Source organism: Paracholeplasma brassicae, from assembly GCF_000967915.1.
Taxonomy (GTDB): Bacteria; Bacillota_I; Bacilli_A; order Acholeplasmatales; family UBA5453; genus Paracholeplasma; species Paracholeplasma brassicae.
Window position 1 is genome coordinate 158,465 of the sequence record NC_022549.1, and the last position, 18,190, is coordinate 176,654.

Annotated in this window: 14 protein-coding genes and 1 riboswitch; of the genes, 11 read left to right on the forward strand and 3 right to left on the reverse strand. The window is 35.0% G+C overall.

Annotated elements, in window-relative coordinates; translation table 11 throughout:
• Positions 1 to 53 precede the first annotated feature (53 nt).
• Positions 54 to 1,652 carry an NAD(P)/FAD-dependent oxidoreductase gene (locus BN853_RS00630; protein ID WP_030004021.1) on the reverse strand — a complete coding sequence of 533 codons (1,599 nt, stop codon included), beginning with the start codon at positions 1,650 to 1,652 and terminating at the stop codon, positions 54 to 56.
• A 793-nt stretch (positions 1,653 to 2,445) separates the two neighbouring features.
• Here BN853_RS00630 and BN853_RS00635 point away from each other — a divergent pair.
• The 3 genes from BN853_RS00635 (at position 2,446) to BN853_RS00645 (ending at position 5,984) form a co-directional block, all read left to right on the forward strand.
• Positions 2,446 to 3,165 carry a DUF5131 family protein gene (locus BN853_RS00635; RefSeq protein ID WP_030004022.1) on the forward strand — a complete coding sequence of 240 codons (720 nt, stop codon included), beginning with the start codon at positions 2,446 to 2,448 and terminating at the stop codon, positions 3,163 to 3,165.
• Between the two features lie 153 nt (positions 3,166 to 3,318).
• Positions 3,319 to 4,554 carry a hypothetical protein gene (locus BN853_RS00640; protein ID WP_030004023.1) on the forward strand — a complete coding sequence of 412 codons (1,236 nt, stop codon included), beginning with the start codon at positions 3,319 to 3,321 and terminating at the stop codon, positions 4,552 to 4,554.
• A 185-nt stretch (positions 4,555 to 4,739) separates the two neighbouring features.
• Entirely contained in the window at positions 4,740 to 5,984 is a 1,245-nt protein-coding gene (locus tag BN853_RS00645; RefSeq protein WP_030004024.1) for a hypothetical protein, read from the forward strand.
• A 63-nt stretch (positions 5,985 to 6,047) separates the two neighbouring features.
• Here BN853_RS00645 and BN853_RS00650 read toward each other — a convergent pair whose 3' ends face one another.
• Positions 6,048 to 7,337 carry a helix-turn-helix transcriptional regulator gene (locus BN853_RS00650; RefSeq protein ID WP_030004025.1) on the reverse strand — a complete coding sequence of 430 codons (1,290 nt, stop codon included), beginning with the start codon at positions 7,335 to 7,337 and terminating at the stop codon, positions 6,048 to 6,050.
• A gap of 352 nt (positions 7,338 to 7,689) precedes the next feature.
• Here BN853_RS00650 and BN853_RS00655 point away from each other — a divergent pair, with 352 nt between their 5' ends.
• The 5 genes from BN853_RS00655 (at position 7,690) to BN853_RS00675 (ending at position 12,741) form a co-directional block, all read left to right on the forward strand.
• Positions 7,690 to 8,484 (forward strand): helix-turn-helix domain-containing protein, encoded by a 795-nt coding sequence (locus BN853_RS00655; protein ID WP_030004026.1) that lies wholly within the window; start codon positions 7,690 to 7,692, stop codon positions 8,482 to 8,484.
• Positions 8,484 to 9,056 (forward strand): hypothetical protein, encoded by a 573-nt coding sequence (locus tag BN853_RS00660; RefSeq protein ID WP_030004027.1) that lies wholly within the window; start codon positions 8,484 to 8,486, stop codon positions 9,054 to 9,056. The genes BN853_RS00655 and BN853_RS00660 overlap by 1 nt, the downstream gene beginning before the upstream one ends.
• A 21-nt stretch (positions 9,057 to 9,077) precedes the next feature.
• The gene (locus BN853_RS00665; protein WP_030004028.1) at positions 9,078 to 11,048 is read left to right on the forward strand and encodes an InlB B-repeat-containing protein; all 1,971 of its coding nucleotides are present in this window, start codon (positions 9,078 to 9,080) and stop codon (positions 11,046 to 11,048) included.
• 110 nt (positions 11,049 to 11,158) lie between these two features.
• Positions 11,159 to 11,878 (forward strand): helix-turn-helix domain-containing protein, encoded by a 720-nt coding sequence (locus BN853_RS00670; RefSeq protein ID WP_030004029.1) that lies wholly within the window; start codon positions 11,159 to 11,161, stop codon positions 11,876 to 11,878.
• Between the two features lie 35 nt (positions 11,879 to 11,913).
• Positions 11,914 to 12,741 carry an IS3 family transposase gene (locus tag BN853_RS00675; RefSeq protein ID WP_030004561.1) on the forward strand — a complete coding sequence of 276 codons (828 nt, stop codon included), beginning with the start codon at positions 11,914 to 11,916 and terminating at the stop codon, positions 12,739 to 12,741.
• 77 nt (positions 12,742 to 12,818) lie between these two features.
• On the opposite strand, the gene BN853_RS00680 is transcribed toward BN853_RS00675, so the two are convergent.
• Positions 12,819 to 13,445, reverse strand: a complete 627-nt coding sequence (locus BN853_RS00680; protein ID WP_030004031.1) for a pentapeptide repeat-containing protein — start codon at positions 13,443 to 13,445, stop codon at positions 12,819 to 12,821.
• An 878-nt stretch (positions 13,446 to 14,323) separates the two neighbouring features.
• On the opposite strand from BN853_RS00680, the gene BN853_RS00685 reads away from it, so the two are divergent.
• The 3 genes from BN853_RS00685 (at position 14,324) to BN853_RS00695 (ending at position 17,984) form a co-directional block, all read left to right on the forward strand.
• Entirely contained in the window at positions 14,324 to 15,577 is a 1,254-nt protein-coding gene (locus BN853_RS00685; RefSeq protein ID WP_030004033.1) for an ABC transporter ATP-binding protein, read from the forward strand.
• 35 nt (positions 15,578 to 15,612) lie between these two features.
• Complete coding sequence (locus tag BN853_RS00690) at positions 15,613 to 17,268, forward strand: ABC transporter permease (RefSeq protein WP_030004034.1); 1,656 nt, start codon at positions 15,613 to 15,615, stop codon at positions 17,266 to 17,268.
• A gap of 110 nt (positions 17,269 to 17,378) precedes the next feature.
• Positions 17,379 to 17,984 carry a hypothetical protein gene (locus BN853_RS00695; RefSeq protein WP_030004035.1) on the forward strand — a complete coding sequence of 202 codons (606 nt, stop codon included), beginning with the start codon at positions 17,379 to 17,381 and terminating at the stop codon, positions 17,982 to 17,984.
• A 64-nt stretch (positions 17,985 to 18,048) separates the two neighbouring features.
• Positions 18,049 to 18,146: riboswitch (purine riboswitch) on the forward strand.
• Positions 18,147 to 18,190 lie beyond the last annotated feature (44 nt).

Genomic DNA, 18,190 nt, shown 5'->3' on the forward strand with positions numbered 1-18,190 from the left:
ATCAAAAAAACAAGTGCCATTTTTGAGCACTTGTTTTTACGTTTAGTTGAGTATTATAAACCATAAACTTTGATTAGTCGTTCAACTTGTTTTAATCCATCAACGGCAGAAGACATAATACCACCTGCATAACCAGCACCTTCACCCATTGGGTAGATGCCTTTGATGTTTGACATGCCTTCGTCATCTCTTAGTATTCTAATCGGTGATGAACTTCTGGTTTCTACACCAGTTAATACGGCATCAGCCATCGCAAAGCCTTTAATCTTATGATCAAAGTCAATGAGGGCTTCTCTTAAGGTATCAGTGACGTAGTTAGGTAGGATATCTGAGAGTTTTACAAAACGATAACCAGGTAGGTAGGTTGGTTTAACACTACCGATCTTAGTAGATACTCTATCTTCTAAGAAGTCACCGACTAATTGAATAGGTGCGTAGTAGTTCTTACCAACAACTTCAAATGCTTTTTGTTCAATTGCTCTTTGGAAATACATCCCAGCAAGTGGGTGATCACTATGAAAGTCTTTTGGTAGAACGTTCACTAGTAAGGCTGCGTTTGCGTTATCGCCATCTCTTTTTGATTCGCTCATGCCGTTAGTAACAACCCCACCTTCTTCAGAGGTCGCACACATCACATAACCACCAGGGCACATACAGAAGCTATAAGCGCTTCTACCGGTTTTACTTTGATAACTCAGTTTATAGGCTGCTGGTTCTAAGTACTGTGCAAAGTCACCATACTGTGACTGATTGATTAAGCTTTGTGGGTGTTCGATTCTAACACCCAATGAAAAAGCTTTTTGTTCAATGTTAAGACCTTTTTGATAAATTGTCTCAAAGGTTTCTCTTGCGCTATGGCCAATACCCATTAAGCATAGATCGGTTAGAATGACTTCCTTGTGGTTAACCACTAAGGATTTTAATTCATTATTTTCTATGTTGAAGTCAGTCACGAAACTATTAAAACGAACTTCACCACCAAGAGAGATGATTTCTTTTCTGATGTTTTTGATAATTTCCTTTAAGACGTTTGTACCAACGTGTGGTTTATTGTTATATAAGATTTCTTTTGGTGCGCCGTGTTTGTGTAGGGCTTCTAAGACGTAGTGACAACGGAAGTCATTGATGAGTGTGGTGAGTTTACCATCACTAAAGGTACCGGCACCACCTTCACCAAATAAAATCGTACTTGATTCATTGTAGTTTCCTGTTTGCCAGAAGGCTTCGACGTTTTTTGTTCTAGTATCGGCATCAAGACCGCGCTCTAAGACGATGGGATTATAGCCAAGTCTTGCGAGTAATAGACTTGCGAATATACCTGAGGGGCCAAAACCGATTACGACTGGTCTGTGTTTGAGTTTTAAATCGCCTGTAATCGTAGGGTTGAAGTTTGGTGTTGTAGCTATGCTGCAATTAGGGTATTTACGGGATAAGATTTTTTGTTCATCTCTACAGACTAAATCAACTGAATAGACATAAATGACTTGATGCTTTTTTCTAGCATCGATGGCTTTTTTAAATATGCTTAGTTCGATGACATCCGATTTCTTGATTTTGTATTTATCATTTAAGAGTTGGTATAATAACTCAATTTCTTTATTGTCGTCAGTCACCAATTGGACAGGTATTTTTAGTTCAGTTAATCTAATCATAGGGTTTCTCCTTTATATGTAGTTAAGTTCTAACCACATCGTTTTGTTTTCCTAATAAATTATACACTAAAAGCACTCATTAATATAGAAATAGATAAATGAGTCGTTTATAAATAAAATAAACAAGAACGCCAACGATTCAATACCTTGGCGTTCTTGTTTACTTTAGTGTTTAGGAATCAAAAAATGATCCAAATTAAAAAAAGAGCTTAATCGTTGATTGAACTATAGTAGTTTATCATCGTCTTTATCATCATCATCTTCATTGATTGCGCCCATGATGACTTTAAATAGACCAAAGAGGACTAGTAAACCTACCATACCGATAAGTAACCAAGAGGACATCATTTGATTTTCAATGCTTCAAAGTAAATCATTACAAGGAAGCATTGATCTCCTTTCATTAAAAGTTGTATCTTTCTAGAATAAATTGATAATTGAAACTAGATGTTGCACTCAAATGTGTTTGAATCTTGTGATTGATGTGTTTTTTATCACTAATGGTTTGATGACTTTATTGTATCATAAGAAACGTAGAAATAAGTATTATCAGTTGATAAACGATTAGAACGAAAAGACTTATAACAATCCTTAGTTTCCTAAATCATATGGTATTTGTTATCAAATAAAACTGGATGAGGTAATGAGAGTACTTCAATAAATTAATTATAATAATCACTATGCGCCCTATGAAAATGGTTAGATTAGTGATATGATTAGATATGAAGGTAAATAAACTAAGAAGTGCAATAAGATGGAACGATATGTTCTATTATAGATTGAAGGTGAAGACATGATATGGAACCCGTGGCGAGGCTGTCATAAGGTGAGTGATGGTTGCAAGTATTGTTACACCCACAAAGGCGATATCAAACGCAATATGGACACCAATCAAATCATAAAAACCAAAGATTTTTATAAGCCGATTGAAAAAAAGAAGGACGGCTCCTATAAGATTGCCCCAGGCAGTCTTGTTTATGTCTGTTTTAGTTCCGACTTTTTGATAGAAGAGGCGGATCCTTGGCGTATGGAAGCCTATTTGATGATGAAAGAACGACCTGACTTACACTTTCTATTTTTAACCAAGCGCATCGAGCGGTTTTATGAGGTTTTACCAAGTGATTATACAGAATCACTAACACATTTAACGATTGGTGTATCGGTTGAAAATCAAGAACAAGCAGATAAACGATTGGCATTCTTTAGTAAACTACCCATCAAACATAAAAACATCATCTGTCAGCCACTGATTGGGCCAATCAACCTAGAACCCTATTTGGATGGGGTAGAACTGGTTGTGGTTGGCGGTGAACAAGACATAAACGCAAGACCACTCGATTACAACTGGGTCTTAGGAATAAAAGAGGTTTGTATCAAAAAGAATGTGTCTTTTTCCTTTAGACAATGTGGCACACATTTTATTAAAGATGGATTGAGTTATCAAATACCAACCAGAGAGTTGATGAAACAAGCAAGAAAAGCCTCAATTGATTATGTCGCACTTAAAGAATAAGCCAATCAATCATTCTTAAAGATCTCATGAATGTAATTACCTCTTCATAAGAGGCGTGAGAATAATTAATTCATAGTTATTTCTTTGTTTGCATAAATCAACTAGTTAGTATATAATAATCTTATCGTATTAAATAACGGGAGGAAAGAACAAATGAAGAAAATAGGTTTATTTGTTTTATTTGTTTGTCTCATCACCGCATTAGCGTCATGTGAGCAGTCAAACAAAGAAGAACCAAAAACAATCAAAGAAGCCGTTAGTTTGTATTATGGTGAATTAAGCGAGCTTCTAATTGAAGACGATGAAAAAAGAAATAAATTAACAAGCACTCATCAAGAATCAACGACTAATGAAGACAAGTTTATTTCTCGTGAAACACTTGTCGACGTGTATGAAACATTAGATGATGACACGTTTGATGTCAATTTATCGATGTATTTGTCCTATTACCAACGATTATTAAATCAACTTAGACTTAAATTAGAAAATGACACAACCACAAAGAAAACGTATGAAGGAAACTTAGAAACCAATCAAGGCATGACGGTTTTATTTAAGGTGACTTTAACAGAGGATGGTAACCTTGTTTTTGACTATAACGATGTCTTATCAAATGGTAAAGATGAAAATGCGTTTGTGGCTAGTATTAAGATGGGCTTTGATGATAACGATTTTTATCTAAACGAATTAAGGCATATTGAGGAAATAAACGGCTACGACTACTTTGAGTTTATTGAGCAGCAGTCGATTCATCAAATCAGTTATTCAAATGAGAATAACTATCAATATAAAGCAGATAACTTAAAAACCAATCAGTATGCCTCTTTACTGGTTAGAGAGGACTTCAACAAAAATGTCGAATCCACGGTTGTTTGGATTAATAGCGATAATCAAACAAGAACAATCCTACGTAATGGTATTAATCAAACAAGACAACTGGCTTTATATAATGAACATGGCATGGTGTTTACCTACGCAGACGATCAAGAGGAGCAAATCAATCTTTGGTTTCAACTCTTAGAGGCAACCGGATGGGACCGTGCTTACTTTGACACCAGTGACGATTTAAACGTAGGGGTATATAAAGACGGGCTTCGCTTATTTAGTGAAGGACAATACAAAGACTTTAATTCTAATTTTGATGCATTAAACAAACAAGCAAGTTATGGGGTATTTATTGAGCTAGCAGAAAACGAGCTATCCAATGACATTTTAAATTTAAGCGCGTATCAACTAGCCTTCTATGACAATAAAGTGACAAAAGAGTGGGTTTCATCGGTGCTTGATGGTGCTTATAGTGAGGCGTCCTCATTGATGGTTTATCAAGACGTCGATTTTACTAATGCAAGTACTATCCTAGGATTTTTTCAAGCCCTAACAAACGATTGATTTACCCTATCATTGAAGTGAAGAAATAACAAGATTAGACAATAGATCGACCAAGAGGCTCTAGCCTCTTGGTCGTTTTCTTTTCCTATCTAAGTTCTTTTTTAAAATATTAGAAAACTAAACCAATGTTTATGATTTTTGATATAATGAAGGTAAGAAATACGATTTCAAATGGGAGGTTAGGTATGAAAAAATTAGTATTATTGGTTGTTTTTATGTTATCTTTTAGCGTCTTTTCGTGTGAAAAGAGCTCTAGTGGCTCATCTAAAACATTATTAGAAGCCACCACCATCTATAAAGATAAAGTATCATCGATTTTAGAGAATAAAGAGACAAAAACTAAAAAGGGTCGTTTTTATAATGACACACCATATAATGAAGAAGACATGTTACCAAGAGAAACCTACCTATCTGTTTATGAGAACCTCGTTGATAACTCCAACGATGTGGTATTGACGCCTTATCTACTAACTTATAAGAATTTACTAGATGAGCTTTATCTTTCACTTGAGGATCTTGATGTATCGATTGTAGAGGCGGATTTATCACTAGTATTTCTAGGCGGCAATACGATTGATATGCATGTCTTCGTCTCTAAAGACGATGGGGTTGTTTTTGAGTTTGACTATTCACAAACCATTTTTCAAACGACCATTACATCGACGTATCGTCTTAAAATGGGCTATGAAGATGACTTATTTTATATTAAACAACTTGCTTATACTAAAAACGAGGACCGTTACACCTATTTTGAGTTTTTAGAAAACACATCGATTATAGACATGACCTACAAAGATGAAGCAAACTTCAACTACAAATACGTCAATCAAACAACGGCTGAGTTCTTTCAAACCTCACGGATGTCAGATGGTTATAATGAACCATATTCACACCTCATGTGGTTTAACCCAAAAACAATGGTAAGAACGATTTATGCCGATGGGGTTGACCCCATCAGACACATCACCGTTTTCAATGAGAAAAGCATGATATTTAGTTATTCAGATTACCTAGATGGCAAGATTAGCTTGTGGTTTCAACTCTTAGAAGCGACGGGCTGGGATCATGCGTATTTGGATGCGAATGCACATCGGAATCAAGGGGTTTATTCTAATGGGGTCATGTTGTTTAAAGAAGACGAGTACCGTCAATTTAACGTCGATCTTGTCCCTAGTATTCATTTTGCCAACGTCAGCGTTACCCTAGATTTTAATCAAGATGAGTTGAGTGATGATATCTTAAACTTAAGTAGGTATCAAATGAATTTCTATGAGGGGAAAATCACAAAATCGTTTGTGATGGATACCATTAATCATTCCTATGAGGAAAGTAAACACTTAGCGGTATATAGAGGGATTGATTTTTATAGCGGTAACGTTAGAAGTGAATTTATTAATCAAATGGATAAAGACATCAAAATTACAGATTAAACGATTAAGAAAGCCCATCCGAATAGAGTTCGGATGGGCCTTCTTTATCTTTGGGGGGGATAACTATTGGAATTTAAAGCTTGTTTTAATGACAAGTCCGTAGGTTTGGTGTTCGTTGATGTCAATCAAATCACCTAAATAGAGCTTATGAGTTGTTGAGTAATGCTGGTAGTTAGGTAGGACATTGCCTTTATAATAATTGACTTTTACTATCGCATAAAGCGTTTCAACTGTTGGTTCATAGTTATACATGTCTGTTGCATTTAAAAGGGTCGTTTCCTTGATCAAAAGGTTATTTTTATCGTACTCATAAATGAGGATTTCCTCATATGCGTCGGTTTCTCTGATGTTCACATCAAAGGTAAACGTAATTGTACTACTTGTGTATTTACTGGTTCTATCATAGTGGAGGCTACCTGTAAAACGTTGTGAAGTGACGATTTGTTCAAAGACTAAAGCGTCCTCGTAAATTAAGATAAGTTTTGGTTCATGGGTAAGTTTGTCTTTATCATAAAAGATGGTTAGTTCAATGTCTTGATGTTGTCCGATGATTTTATTATTCTCTGAGTATTTATAGGTCTTCTTGCTAGTAACATCAGATATACCTAGGTTGAAGCTAACTGAAGACGAACCTTCTTTGTAACGACTTGTGTAGTATTTGATGCCTTCTTCGTAGTTGTTGATGTCATCAAGTAGCGCATTAGTGGTTTGATAGTCTTTACCGTTAGACACAAAGGCAACACCAAGCAGGCTTTTGTCTGTTTTTTTATCGACTAGAATGGTTTGTTTGATGATGGGGTTATTTAGTCTTTGTTGGTATTTGATGTAGATTAAGTCAGAAACACCTAATAAATCAAATTTGATGGGTTTTAGGTCATTGTTATAGATTAGATCTGTACTTTGATAGTTTAGTGTATAAGTAGTAAGAGAGTACTCGGTTGAAATCACAATTGAGTAGTTTATGTAATCAATAGCCTCGATGATGGCATAGGTATCATAGGTATTTTTATCGCTACTAGCATCTAATCGTTTATTTAAGATAAAGAAGGATAGGCTCATTAAAAAAAGAAGCAGTACGAAAGACACACTTAAAATAAAGACATGTTTTCTTTGGTTCTTTGTTTGTCTATTAGCAGTTAGTGTTAGTTCTTTTAATGTGTCTTCTTCAAAGATGTCATTAATAGAACAGTTAAAGACCAAAGCGAGTTGTTCCATGGATTTGATGTCAGGGATGGTTTTACCGCCTTCCCATCTTGAGATGCACTGCCTAGTCACAAACAGTTGGTCTGCGACTTCTTGTTGGGTTAAGTTACGTTCAGTTCTAAGTCTTTTGATGTTTTCATTGATGTTCATAGTTTATACCTCACAACGTTATTCTAAGCGATTTCGTTTGATTTGTCACGCAAACGATTGTTAACACGTTGTTTACAAGCAAGTATTCGAAAATATTAACAGAGGAAAGACTAGTCAAAGGATAGGTGTGGTAATAGAAAAACACTTATTAGTTTATTAATAATTAAATTCATAATTTAATGGATTTATTAAAATTATCTATGATATAATCGAATTAGGGTATTTTACTTTTCTGACAATTCATTCGTATGTATATTCAACGTCTAGTTGATAAAATCAACTGACAGTTGAGTTACAATTTAGTTTTCTTCGTGTAGAATAAAAGTAAGCAACAACAAAGGAGGTACGGATTTTGGCGAATTATGGCGAAGTCATTTCAAAAAACAGAAAAGAATTGAATTTAACACAAAAAGCATTGGCGGATTTACTTTATGTCTCCCCGCAAGCAGTATCCAAATGGGAGAATAATTTATCAGAACCAGATTTAGAAACACTTAAGAAACTATCACAAATCTTTGGGATCACGCTTGAAACATTTTTTAATGAAAAAGATAAAAAACAAACGGCGCTGTCGGATATATTTGAGTGCAGTCTTTGTGGCAAGTCATATCGGGCATTTGAACTCTATCAACTACACCCCACAATACGTTGTCGAAGTTGTCATGAGAAACTTGTTAATGAAGCGCTCTATATTAAGAATCAACAAGAACAAATCGGTCAAACTGCTAGTAAGAAGCGTATGATTAGCAAAATTAACCCATACATTCTTGGGATGATCACAGGGCTATTGGTTTTTATTCTTATGGTCGTTAATGACGACTTAAGTGATATTAAGCGTAATGATTTCTTATTATCTGGTGTGGTTTTTGGTGTTCTAAGCATGACGTTAAGTACCCAATTATTCTATGAAACCAAGTTAAAGAAATTTATCCGTATTTCGACATTCGGTTTTCAAAACAACCCTTGGTTTAGTGATGAGTTTCATGGATTACTAGGATTTATCTTCGTTCAGCTATTTTTCGGTACCTTCTTGTTGTTGCTCAATCTCGGGATATTCTTTTTGTTTATCTTGGTGGCTTATCTCATTTCACCATTCATGTATTTCTATGAATTGATTATCTACATATTTTCTAAGGAGAAACAGTAATGAATTATGAACAACGAATTGAAGTAGTCAGCCTATTTGCTGGAGCAAGTCATCAAAAACGAATTGATGACATGCAAGCGCTAGGCTTTGAATTGGTTAGTTCAACAATTAACCAAACAGAAATGGGTAACCAAATGGTTCTAACGTTTAGAAGAAATAAAGACCTCAAACTTTATGAGCGATTTCTAGACTTGGATCAAAAAGTACAAGCAATCAACGGTTTGATCACTCAAGCGTACCAAAATGAAATAAGCAGGCAAAATAAAAATCAAGTTAGTCGATTTGTTGAATCGGTACTCTCGTCGGCTTTATTACCAATGTTGATTATCCTTGATTTGTTACTTTTACTTATCATTTATAACACAAAGAAATGGACCATTGATGAGTGGCTCTCGTTGATGCTGTTTTTGGGTTTCTTAATTTTGATGCATGTCATCGAACGCTTTTGGAAAAAACGCGTTAAAGGGTTCGATCAATCAAAACAGGTGGAACTACAAGTAAGAGAGTTGACTCAAAAAAGAGAAGAACTCATACAAGAAGCAAGGCAATTAGATCATCAGATCAAAACATAAAAAACATTGGGAGGAAAAAAGATGTTTAAGAGATTTGGAATTGTTCTATTTTTACTTTTAGTCTTACTATTTACCACCGGTTGTGGTAAAAAGGAAGATAAAACGAATGAGTCACCTAAAGACAAGGGTTTTACCATTACATGGCAAAATGATGATGGGACAGTCTTAGAAGTCGATACCGATTTAATTGAGGGTGACACCCCAGTTTATGACGGTAATACGCCAACTAAAAGTACAGGTAATGATTATAGTTTGTATGTATTCAAGGGCTGGAGTCCTACCATAGGACAAGTGAATAAAAACCAAACGTATCAAGCAGTGTATGAACTTGTTATGGATACCTATGAGATTACTTGGAAAGATGCCGAAGGAAACAACCTAGATGTCACAACGGTAAAACATGGGGATTTACCAAGGTATATCTTACCTAAGGACACAGAAGAATGGGACTACGTTGGTTGGGATAAAGAAGTTGTGATAGCTACGGCTGATACTACTTATCATGTTGTTAGAAAAAAACAATTATATGAAGTAAGCTATAATTCAAACGGTGGAAGTGAGGTAATTTCAGTTTCAACCGAATATAAGACATTGGTTAACGAACCTGCCGAACCAACCAAAGAAAATCATCGATTTCTTGGTTGGTACACCGATGAGACATTAGCGAGTGAAGTTGTTTTTCCATTTGAAGTCAAATCAAATCAAACATTCTATGCGGCTTGGAATGAACAAGTCCCTTATTTAGACTACTTAAATCAATTACTTACGACGTATCAAGTTAATCCGTACTCGTTTGTCCCTAATCGATTGTTGCCAGGTGCGAACATAAAACAAGAAAACACGCTAGACTTAACCTATGAATCAAATACAAATCTTGGACTAGTGCCATTTGGTGGTTATGGAGAACAGTGGCAAATGGTTCTAGAAAACCTAAACCAAGCGACGTTGTTCTTTAATGCATTTTCTAGTGTTGAGGTGATTGCAACCTCAAGTGTGGTTGCTTTTCATAACTATTTGGATTCGAATCCAGATGATGAGGCAAATTATGAATTCAAACAGGGCATTTATACAGTCAACATTTCGATTGATGGCGAGACAGTTAGTTACAACCTCGCCTATCAAACAAATTTGTTCGGATTTGGTGAGGTCAGGGTAGAAATCGAACTTAACTATGACACACTAAATAAGACTAAAGAAGGCCGTATTCAAGCGGGCGAGCCGAATGCACTTAAGTATAAGGTGGATGAATCAAACTTCGAAATGGCTATCAAATATGGCGGGATTAGAAGATCCTACCTTGAATTAAACCGAATGGATGACGTTGTCGAAGGAAAAATTGTTGAATACTTAGGGTTAGATGGCCAGTTTAGTACGAACTCAAGTGCTATGTTCTTTATTGATTCAAGTCACGTACAAGTCGTAGGTAACAAATCAAGTTCAATGATTGGTTGGTCAGGGACGATCGTAGAACTATATCAAATAAGTGATGGGTCATTAATTGGCTATGAGGTAAGAGAGACGATTTCATCAATCACCTACAATACGTTATGGTTTAATTTGACAGATACCACTGGCATCACTTCGATTAGAAAAGAAGTGGCTCCGATAGAGAATGCTAACAAGCATTTGATTTATGTGAATAACCAATCCACTGTTTTTAAAACAAAGACGTTTGGTGGTTTCACTTTAAAGAATCTATCCAGACGGTATGATGTTGAATTTAGAACTCAGTACTTTTACTATTTAGACATGAATAATGAGTTGAAATCAAAGTCAGTTCTGATTCCAATGCTTTTTATTCAACAAGAAAAAAGAACTGAACTGCTCACTGATGTTATGAAAGAAAATAGCTATCTATTGACATTTAACCTAAATGTAACAGAGGCAAATCAAAACAATATCATCACGGCTTATGAAACATTGGTGGATCCTTTTATTCTACAAAAAGATGAAATCACTGTATCAGTCATAATCGAATACATCGGAAAGTAAAAAACAAAGAAACATTAACAATAAAACCACTCAAACTGATATGATCCCCTTAAAGTAGACACTACAAATAATTAAAGTTTGTAGAAGTGTACAGAGAGGGGATTTTTCTTATGTCAAGAACACCAAGATTCAGTAAAGAAACAAAAATCAAAGCAATCAAAGCATATCAAACAGGAATCAAGTCAATGTTAGAAATCGCATGTGAATTAGGATGTGACGTATCCAGTGTTAAACAATGGGTCAGGAACTATGAATCGATGGGAAGTATGGCATTTGAGGATAAACCAAGAAACCAAAGTTATATGAAATCATTCAAATTAGAGGTGATTAAAGCTTACCACGATGGCAAAGGATCATACGCAGAACTGGCCAAACAATATCAAATAACATCAGACTCAATGATTAAGAGTTGGGTTTCCAAGTATAATAGACATAACGAGATCAAAGCGTATGATCCAAAGGGGTATGTTTATATGGCGAAATCAAGAAAAGTGAGTTATGAAGAAAAGTTAGATATAGTGAAATGGACGATTGAACATAACTTTGAATATAAACTCGCAGCGGAGAAGTTTGAGACAGCCTACTCACAAGTGTATAACTGGGTCAGAAAATACAACGTAGAAGGTGAAGCTGGTTTAAAGGACGAACGAGGCAAGAGAAAGCCTGTAGAGAATCTAAGTGAAATTGAGAAACTAAAACGTGAAGTTGAGCTTCTAAGACGGAAGAATGAACGTCTGGAGATGGAGGCTGAAGTCATAAAAAAATTCCAGGAGATCGAAAGGAGGGATATTTTAGCAAGATCCGCCAAGAAGCCAAATACAAAACGATAAAAGGGCTTCATGAGGCAAAAAACTATCCTATTTTGGTGTTATGTGAAATCCTTTTGATTGTTCGTAGCAGCTATTATAAGTGGTTAAAACATGAAGAAACAAATGAAGAAAAGATTAATCATGAGTTATCTCAATTGATTCTTGAATATCATGATGAGTTTAAAGGTATCTTAGGCTATAGACGGATGACTTTATGGATTAATAAGCGGAATCAAACGAACTATAATGTAAAACGCATCAGACGATTGATGAAGAAATTAGGTGTATCGTCGGTTATCCGTAGAGTGCGTAAGGGGTATATTAAAGTAAGACCAGAGATCACAGCAGAGAATGTCTTAAACAGACAATTTGAGGCTAATAATCCCAATGAGAAATGGTTAACAGACGTTACCGAGTTCAAGGTGATTGGATCGAATACTAAGTTATACTTAAGTGCCATCATCGATCTGTGTGATACCAGTATTATCAGTTACAAAATGGGTATATCGAATAATAACCAACTGGTAAATGAAACCTTCGAGAAAGCATTCCAACTTAATCCGGAAGCCAAACCGATGGTACACAGTGACCGCGGGTATCAATATACGAATAAAGTGTTTCAAAAGAAGCTCACTTCTAGAAGCATGACAGTCAGTATGTCTAGAGTTGGTAGGTGTATTGATAATGGACCGATGGAGAGTTTTTGGGGTACACTTAAATCAGAAATGTACTATTTAACCCAGTTTCACGACATCAATCAACTCAAAGTAGCGATTGATCAATACATCCAGTTTTATAATAAACAAAGGTACCAAGAAAAACTAAAAGGCTTAACTCCGATGGAATTTCGGAATCAAGCCTTAAAAATTGAATCAGTTATTTAATTATTTCCACTGTCTACTTGACAGGGGGCGGTTCAAACGAGTGGTTTTATTAGCATTAAATGATTAACTTGAGTTAATTAATCTTTAACTTTGACACCTAGTAAGCCAACAAGCATCGAAGCTTGATTGGCATCAATGATTAAGCCTCTTAAGCTCTGGTAGTCAAAATTAACCCCATCGATGATAGAGTCACTTAAGTCAACGCCTTTTAGATTGGCTTGACTAAATTCAGCTTTATTTAGATCGCAGTGATCAAATTCAAGCTTTTGAATGTTTGGTTCAATGAAGTACGCTTCTTGTAAGTTGGTCTGTTTAAATAAAACTAGGTTGAATTTTGTTTTTGTAAAATTCAAATACTTGGTTTTTGAGTTTAGAAATGACACATCTTTAAATGAGGCTTCACTAAAAGAAGTAGCAAGTAGTTTACACTCGTTAAATTGAACCCTTTGAAATAAGGTGTGATCAAGTTTTAGGTTGGATAAATCACATGAGTCAAACAAACAGTCGATGAATGTACAGTTGCTAAACTTTGCGAGGTTAAATATAATTCTATCAAAAATAACGCCATTAAATGTGTAATTTTTAACGTGAAATGGTGGGTAAGCTTCGTTCGTAAACTTAATGTTTTCTATGAATGTATCATAGGCGTTTAAGTCTAGGATCTCTTCATCAGTAATTCTTAGGATTGGGGCTTTAATGTTCATGTATATACCTTCTTTGTTAGTCTTATTATAAAGGAATCAGAGGAAGACATCAAGGGTAAGAAAAATCATTTCTAATACCGTTTCTATCGACAAGATAAGAGGATTTGGGCTATAATTGAGTTAAGAATATGTCTTTAAGATACAAAATATAGAGATAGTTTGAAAGAAGGTACGACCATGCGTCTTTGTCCAACATCAAAAACCAACGAAATAATTGGTAACTTTCCGCTTGTGTCAATAGCGTTTATCAAAAAAAATGAATTCTATGTTAATCAAACACGATTATCCTAAGAGGCTACTAGCGAGTTTATTAGATGAGTTGAGCAAGAAAGGTCAAATTTGTTAGTACACCACTAGTAACTATAATTTATCGTTATCGTGATTATTTAAAAATGGCGTAACCTTCAAAACATCACTTTTTGATTACTTTTATTCGTAAAATTGAAAGATTTGAAATTTTGTTCAAATATGGCCATACATAAACTTGATAAGAAGCGTACTTTATTGTAGAATGAAGGCGTCTTTTTAGACAAGGAGGCAACACCATGAACAAACAAACACAAAAACCAGCAGTAAAGGCAGCCCCACAAAAACCAGCACCTAAACAAGCAGAACCTGCCAAAAAACCTGCAAACGTTAAGAAATAGAACATTTAAAGATTATGCCTCAACCGATGAGTAAACATGCCGGTTGAGGCACTTTTTTATTTAATGGACAAATATGCCCTACAATTTCGTTTGATTTTATGTCATAATGAGTTTAGAAGACTTTATTATAAAGCGTAAATAAATTTTACATAAATAAGGTTTCTTGTCACGGTTTTGACACAACAGATGTTTATAATGAGAATTAAACAACGACAAAGGATGGCAAAAAGAATGATTAGATTAAACCAAATCACCAAAACGTATGAATCAAAAGAAGGCATTAAGACGGTTGCACTAAGAGATGTCTCATTAACCATTGAGGCTAAAGGATTAACATTTATTGTTGGTAAGTCTGGTAGCGGAAAAACAACCCTTCTCAATTTGATTGGTGGGCTTGATCAAACGTTTTTGGGTGAATTAACGATCCTAGATAAATCAACCCAATCCTTTAAGACTAGTGATTATGACACATATCGAAACACGATGGTTGGATTTATTTTTCAAGAGTATAATCTGCTAGATGGTTTGAATGTGTTTGACAACATCGGGTTTGCCTTAGAGCTACAAGGCCTTAAAAAAGATTCTAAAATCATCAAAGAGGTTTTAGAAGAAGTCGGACTAGAAGGCTTTCAAAACCGATACCCCAATGAGCTATCGGTTGGACAAAAACAACGAGTGGCCATCGCGAGGGCTTTAGTGAAAAAACCAAAAGTAATTTTGGCCGATGAACCTTCTTCTGCCTTAGACAGTGAAACATCAAATCAAATATTCGCATTACTAAAAAAAATAAGTCAGAAACACTTAGTACTTGTCGTTTCACACGATGAAGAATACGCAAAATGTTATGCCGATCGAATCCTTACCTTAAAAGATGGTAGTCTCATTAAAGACGAGGTAATAGAGGCGAAAGAAACGACGGTAAGTGATGGCTTAGAAACCTACCATCCAATCAAATCACACATGCCATTTTATGTGTCATTTAAGTTAGGGTTAAGCGCCTTAATTAAAAAGCCATTTAAAGTGTTTTTATCGGTCATACTGACCTCATTTGCATTAATGCTATTTGCGTTTAGTGATCATCTCAGTACTTATGACAAACAAGAAGCATTTACCTACGCCACTAAGGCAAAAAATGATGTGTATTTTGGGACATTGAAACATGAGACACCATTAAACGGCTCTAGGAATCGTGTGTTAATGAATGATGAGGATTATCACACATTATTTAACCAACACCAAGACATACACTTTTATCCAGTTGAAACCTACCAAAACGAAAATTATTACTTAATTGATCACTACAAACAAGAAAGCGACTTATCTGAACACTTAGAGTCCGATCAGTATCACACGCATCTACTTAGAGGATATCTTAAGATCGATGATGCGATTATGAATGACTATGAGTATTCTTTAGCGATTGGTAGATTACCTAGTAAACCAACAGAAATGGCGATTAGTCTTTATACGGCCTCACATTTTTAACCTACGGGTATAGAGAAAACCTAAATCTTAATGGTGTGACATTATCAAGTCTAGAAGAGCTCATCGGTCTAACTGTATTCAATAAAACCATTGTTGGTATTATTGACACAAAGCTCGAGGCTAAGTATGAATCCCTAAAGACAACAACAAACGATATCCTTAGGTCGTTTTTGTTTGATGAACTAGACAGAAAGCCCCACAACGTTGCGTTTTTAAGTGAATTCTCAACGCCGCTTAAAACGAATAGATCTAAAAGCTATGAGTTAGAAATGGCAACTAGTGATGATGGGGTCACTCGCTTTAATGAGTTTCGTTTTCTAAGTGAAAGAAACCAAGAACAGTTTCATTTAAAAACAGGGGTGACGTTTGATAACCTTAAATCAAATGAATACCTTGTGAATTTTACGGATTATTACTTCTTAATTAGACTAGAAATCGAAAATAATCATGAGGTTAGGAAGCAATTATTCAAAGACAAGTACATGGATTATTTTGAGATTGCTAATGCGTATGACGCAATAAACTATGATGAGGTTAGAAATTCAACTTGGTATCAAGAAACATTTCCTAACTCAAATCATACGGAGCTTCAAATATACGAAGATGTGATTGGTTATGGTTTTGATACGAACGAGACCATGTTCTTTTATGGTGGTCACTTACAAGTATTTGAAGAACTTGCATCGGTGATACAAAAAACAAACACACGTATTTCTTATGAGCAAGTGATCAATGAAGAGGTCATCAAAGAACGTTATTATCTTAGATATATAGGCTATAACATCGAACAAAATAGTGAACTTAGTTACCTAGACTACATGACTTATATTCAGAACCCTTACTTAACCTACATTCATTACTTTGATTTATTGAATGAGGAAACGCTAATCACACAACATGAGTATTATAGAATACAAAAGGATGTTCAAATTGAACTGATGCTTGACACACTAAAATACGAGTTTGTGAGATTTTTATACCAAGACAATAAAGGATCTGGGTTAATTCCTGATCAAACCATCGCTGGATTTTATGAGGACGGTGAGTTTGTAGAAAAAACCTCAATTCTATTTGGGAAAGAAGACCCTGCACAGGTGGTGTTTCCAGCGTTATTTGATTCAAGATATGAGGTAATCTACGGTGTATTAAATGACCGTTATGAAGGCCTTTCTTCATTATCAAAGATGCATTACGAAGGTTATGATAACGGATATTCAGTGAATAACTTATCGAGTGATGAGCTTTATCAAGCAAGTTCACTCATCAAAGATTTAGGCAATATAGGAAAAATTGCCTCCTATGTGTTACTAACATTTTCTTTTCTACTGATTGTAAACTTGATTGTTTTTAGTATTAAAGATAAGAAAAAAGAGATTGGTATTATTCGTGCCCTTGGCGGTAGAAGAATTGATCTCTTAGAAATGTTTTTAACTGAAAATTTGATGATATCCATAATAAACGGCTTAGTGACTAGTGCATTATATATTTATGTTCACGATTATTTTGGACAAGTATTCAAAAATGATTTTGGGATTGATATAGCGATTATCTACATATCAGTACGAGCGTTCGTTTTGATTTTTTTCATTAGCGTCTTGTTAAGTGTAATTACGACTGTCATACCTGTGTATCTAATCAACAAAAAAAGAACCCATTCATCAAGTAGAAAACAGAAGATAGAGGAACTTTAGTTTCTTAATACGATTGTTATGAAATAAAAAAAATACATGAATTTCAACGTCTATTGTGATTCGGATAGACTTGATATTATTTAGATGATAGAGATTAGTGGAGGAAGAAAATGAAAAAAAGACTGATTTGGCCATACATCGTAGGCTTATCCCTTTTAATCATTGTGGGCATTTATTATTTGACAAGAGAGACGAGTATTTATGAGACCGACATTAAAAATCAAACGAAGTACTTTAATACGCTAGAGATGACGACGTTTTATTTTAGTGAAGACACCTTTGATCAAACCAATCAATCAATCCGAAGAAAAGAACGCTTTTCATTTGATCGAACAATCCCATTTAGGGCAGGCCTTAATGTCTATATCATTGATTTAGAAGAAAGACAACTGACGCAAGAGGACTTCAATAAACTCTATGATTTACTCAATTCTAACGTCAAAGCTTCGATTTATCTGGTTGGTGCTACCGACTTTTCATTTCTTAAACCATATTTCTCTTTAGGGACAGACAAAGAAGGTAATGAGGTTTATACGAATACAGAAAAATACATGCATCACTTTTATAATCATTCTGGTGTAATAGAGATGAGTTCAACAGATTACAGTAACCGAGAAAAAGAACAGATCTTTGGTGATACTTACTACTTGTCATACCTTGTGTTCTTCAACATTGAAAAAGACCTAAGAAGTTATTACCGGTTTGTTGGTGCGTAAGCGTTATTAAAAAAATGAGGCTTCAAGTCTATAAAATAAGGCTTGAAGTCTTTTTGTTGTTTTGATATAATAGGTTCAATATATGCGTATATCGCTTGAATATGGCAAGCAGTCTCTACCCTAAACCATGAATTTAGGACTACGCAAAAGAACCAAACGTATGGTTTTTTTGCACACGCGAAAAAGAGAAAACCATACGTTTTTTT

Excerpts from the sequence above, each read along its gene's own strand:
- BN853_RS00665 (WP_030004028.1), top strand. The coding sequence starts at position 9,078 with ATGTTTAAGAGATTTGGAATTGTTCTATTTTTACTTTTAGTCTTACTA.
- BN853_RS00660 (WP_030004027.1), top strand. The coding sequence starts at position 8,484 with ATGAATTATGAACAACGAATTGAAGTAGTCAGCCTATTTGCTGGAGCA.
- BN853_RS00645 (WP_030004024.1), top strand. The coding sequence starts at position 4,740 with ATGAAAAAATTAGTATTATTGGTTGTTTTTATGTTATCTTTTAGCGTC.
- BN853_RS00680 (WP_030004031.1), bottom strand. The coding sequence starts at position 13,445 with ATGAACATTAAAGCCCCAATCCTAAGAATTACTGATGAAGAGATCCTA.
- BN853_RS00640 (WP_030004023.1), top strand. The coding sequence starts at position 3,319 with ATGAAGAAAATAGGTTTATTTGTTTTATTTGTTTGTCTCATCACCGCA.
- BN853_RS00695 (WP_030004035.1), top strand. The coding sequence starts at position 17,379 with ATGAAAAAAAGACTGATTTGGCCATACATCGTAGGCTTATCCCTTTTA.
- BN853_RS00650 (WP_030004025.1), bottom strand. The coding sequence starts at position 7,337 with ATGAACATCAATGAAAACATCAAAAGACTTAGAACTGAACGTAACTTA.
- BN853_RS00685 (WP_030004033.1), top strand. The coding sequence starts at position 14,324 with ATGATTAGATTAAACCAAATCACCAAAACGTATGAATCAAAAGAAGGC.
- BN853_RS00635 (WP_030004022.1), top strand. The coding sequence starts at position 2,446 with ATGATATGGAACCCGTGGCGAGGCTGTCATAAGGTGAGTGATGGTTGC.
- BN853_RS00670 (WP_030004029.1), top strand. The coding sequence starts at position 11,159 with ATGTCAAGAACACCAAGATTCAGTAAAGAAACAAAAATCAAAGCAATC.
- BN853_RS00630 (WP_030004021.1), bottom strand. The coding sequence starts at position 1,652 with ATGATTAGATTAACTGAACTAAAAATACCTGTCCAATTGGTGACTGAC.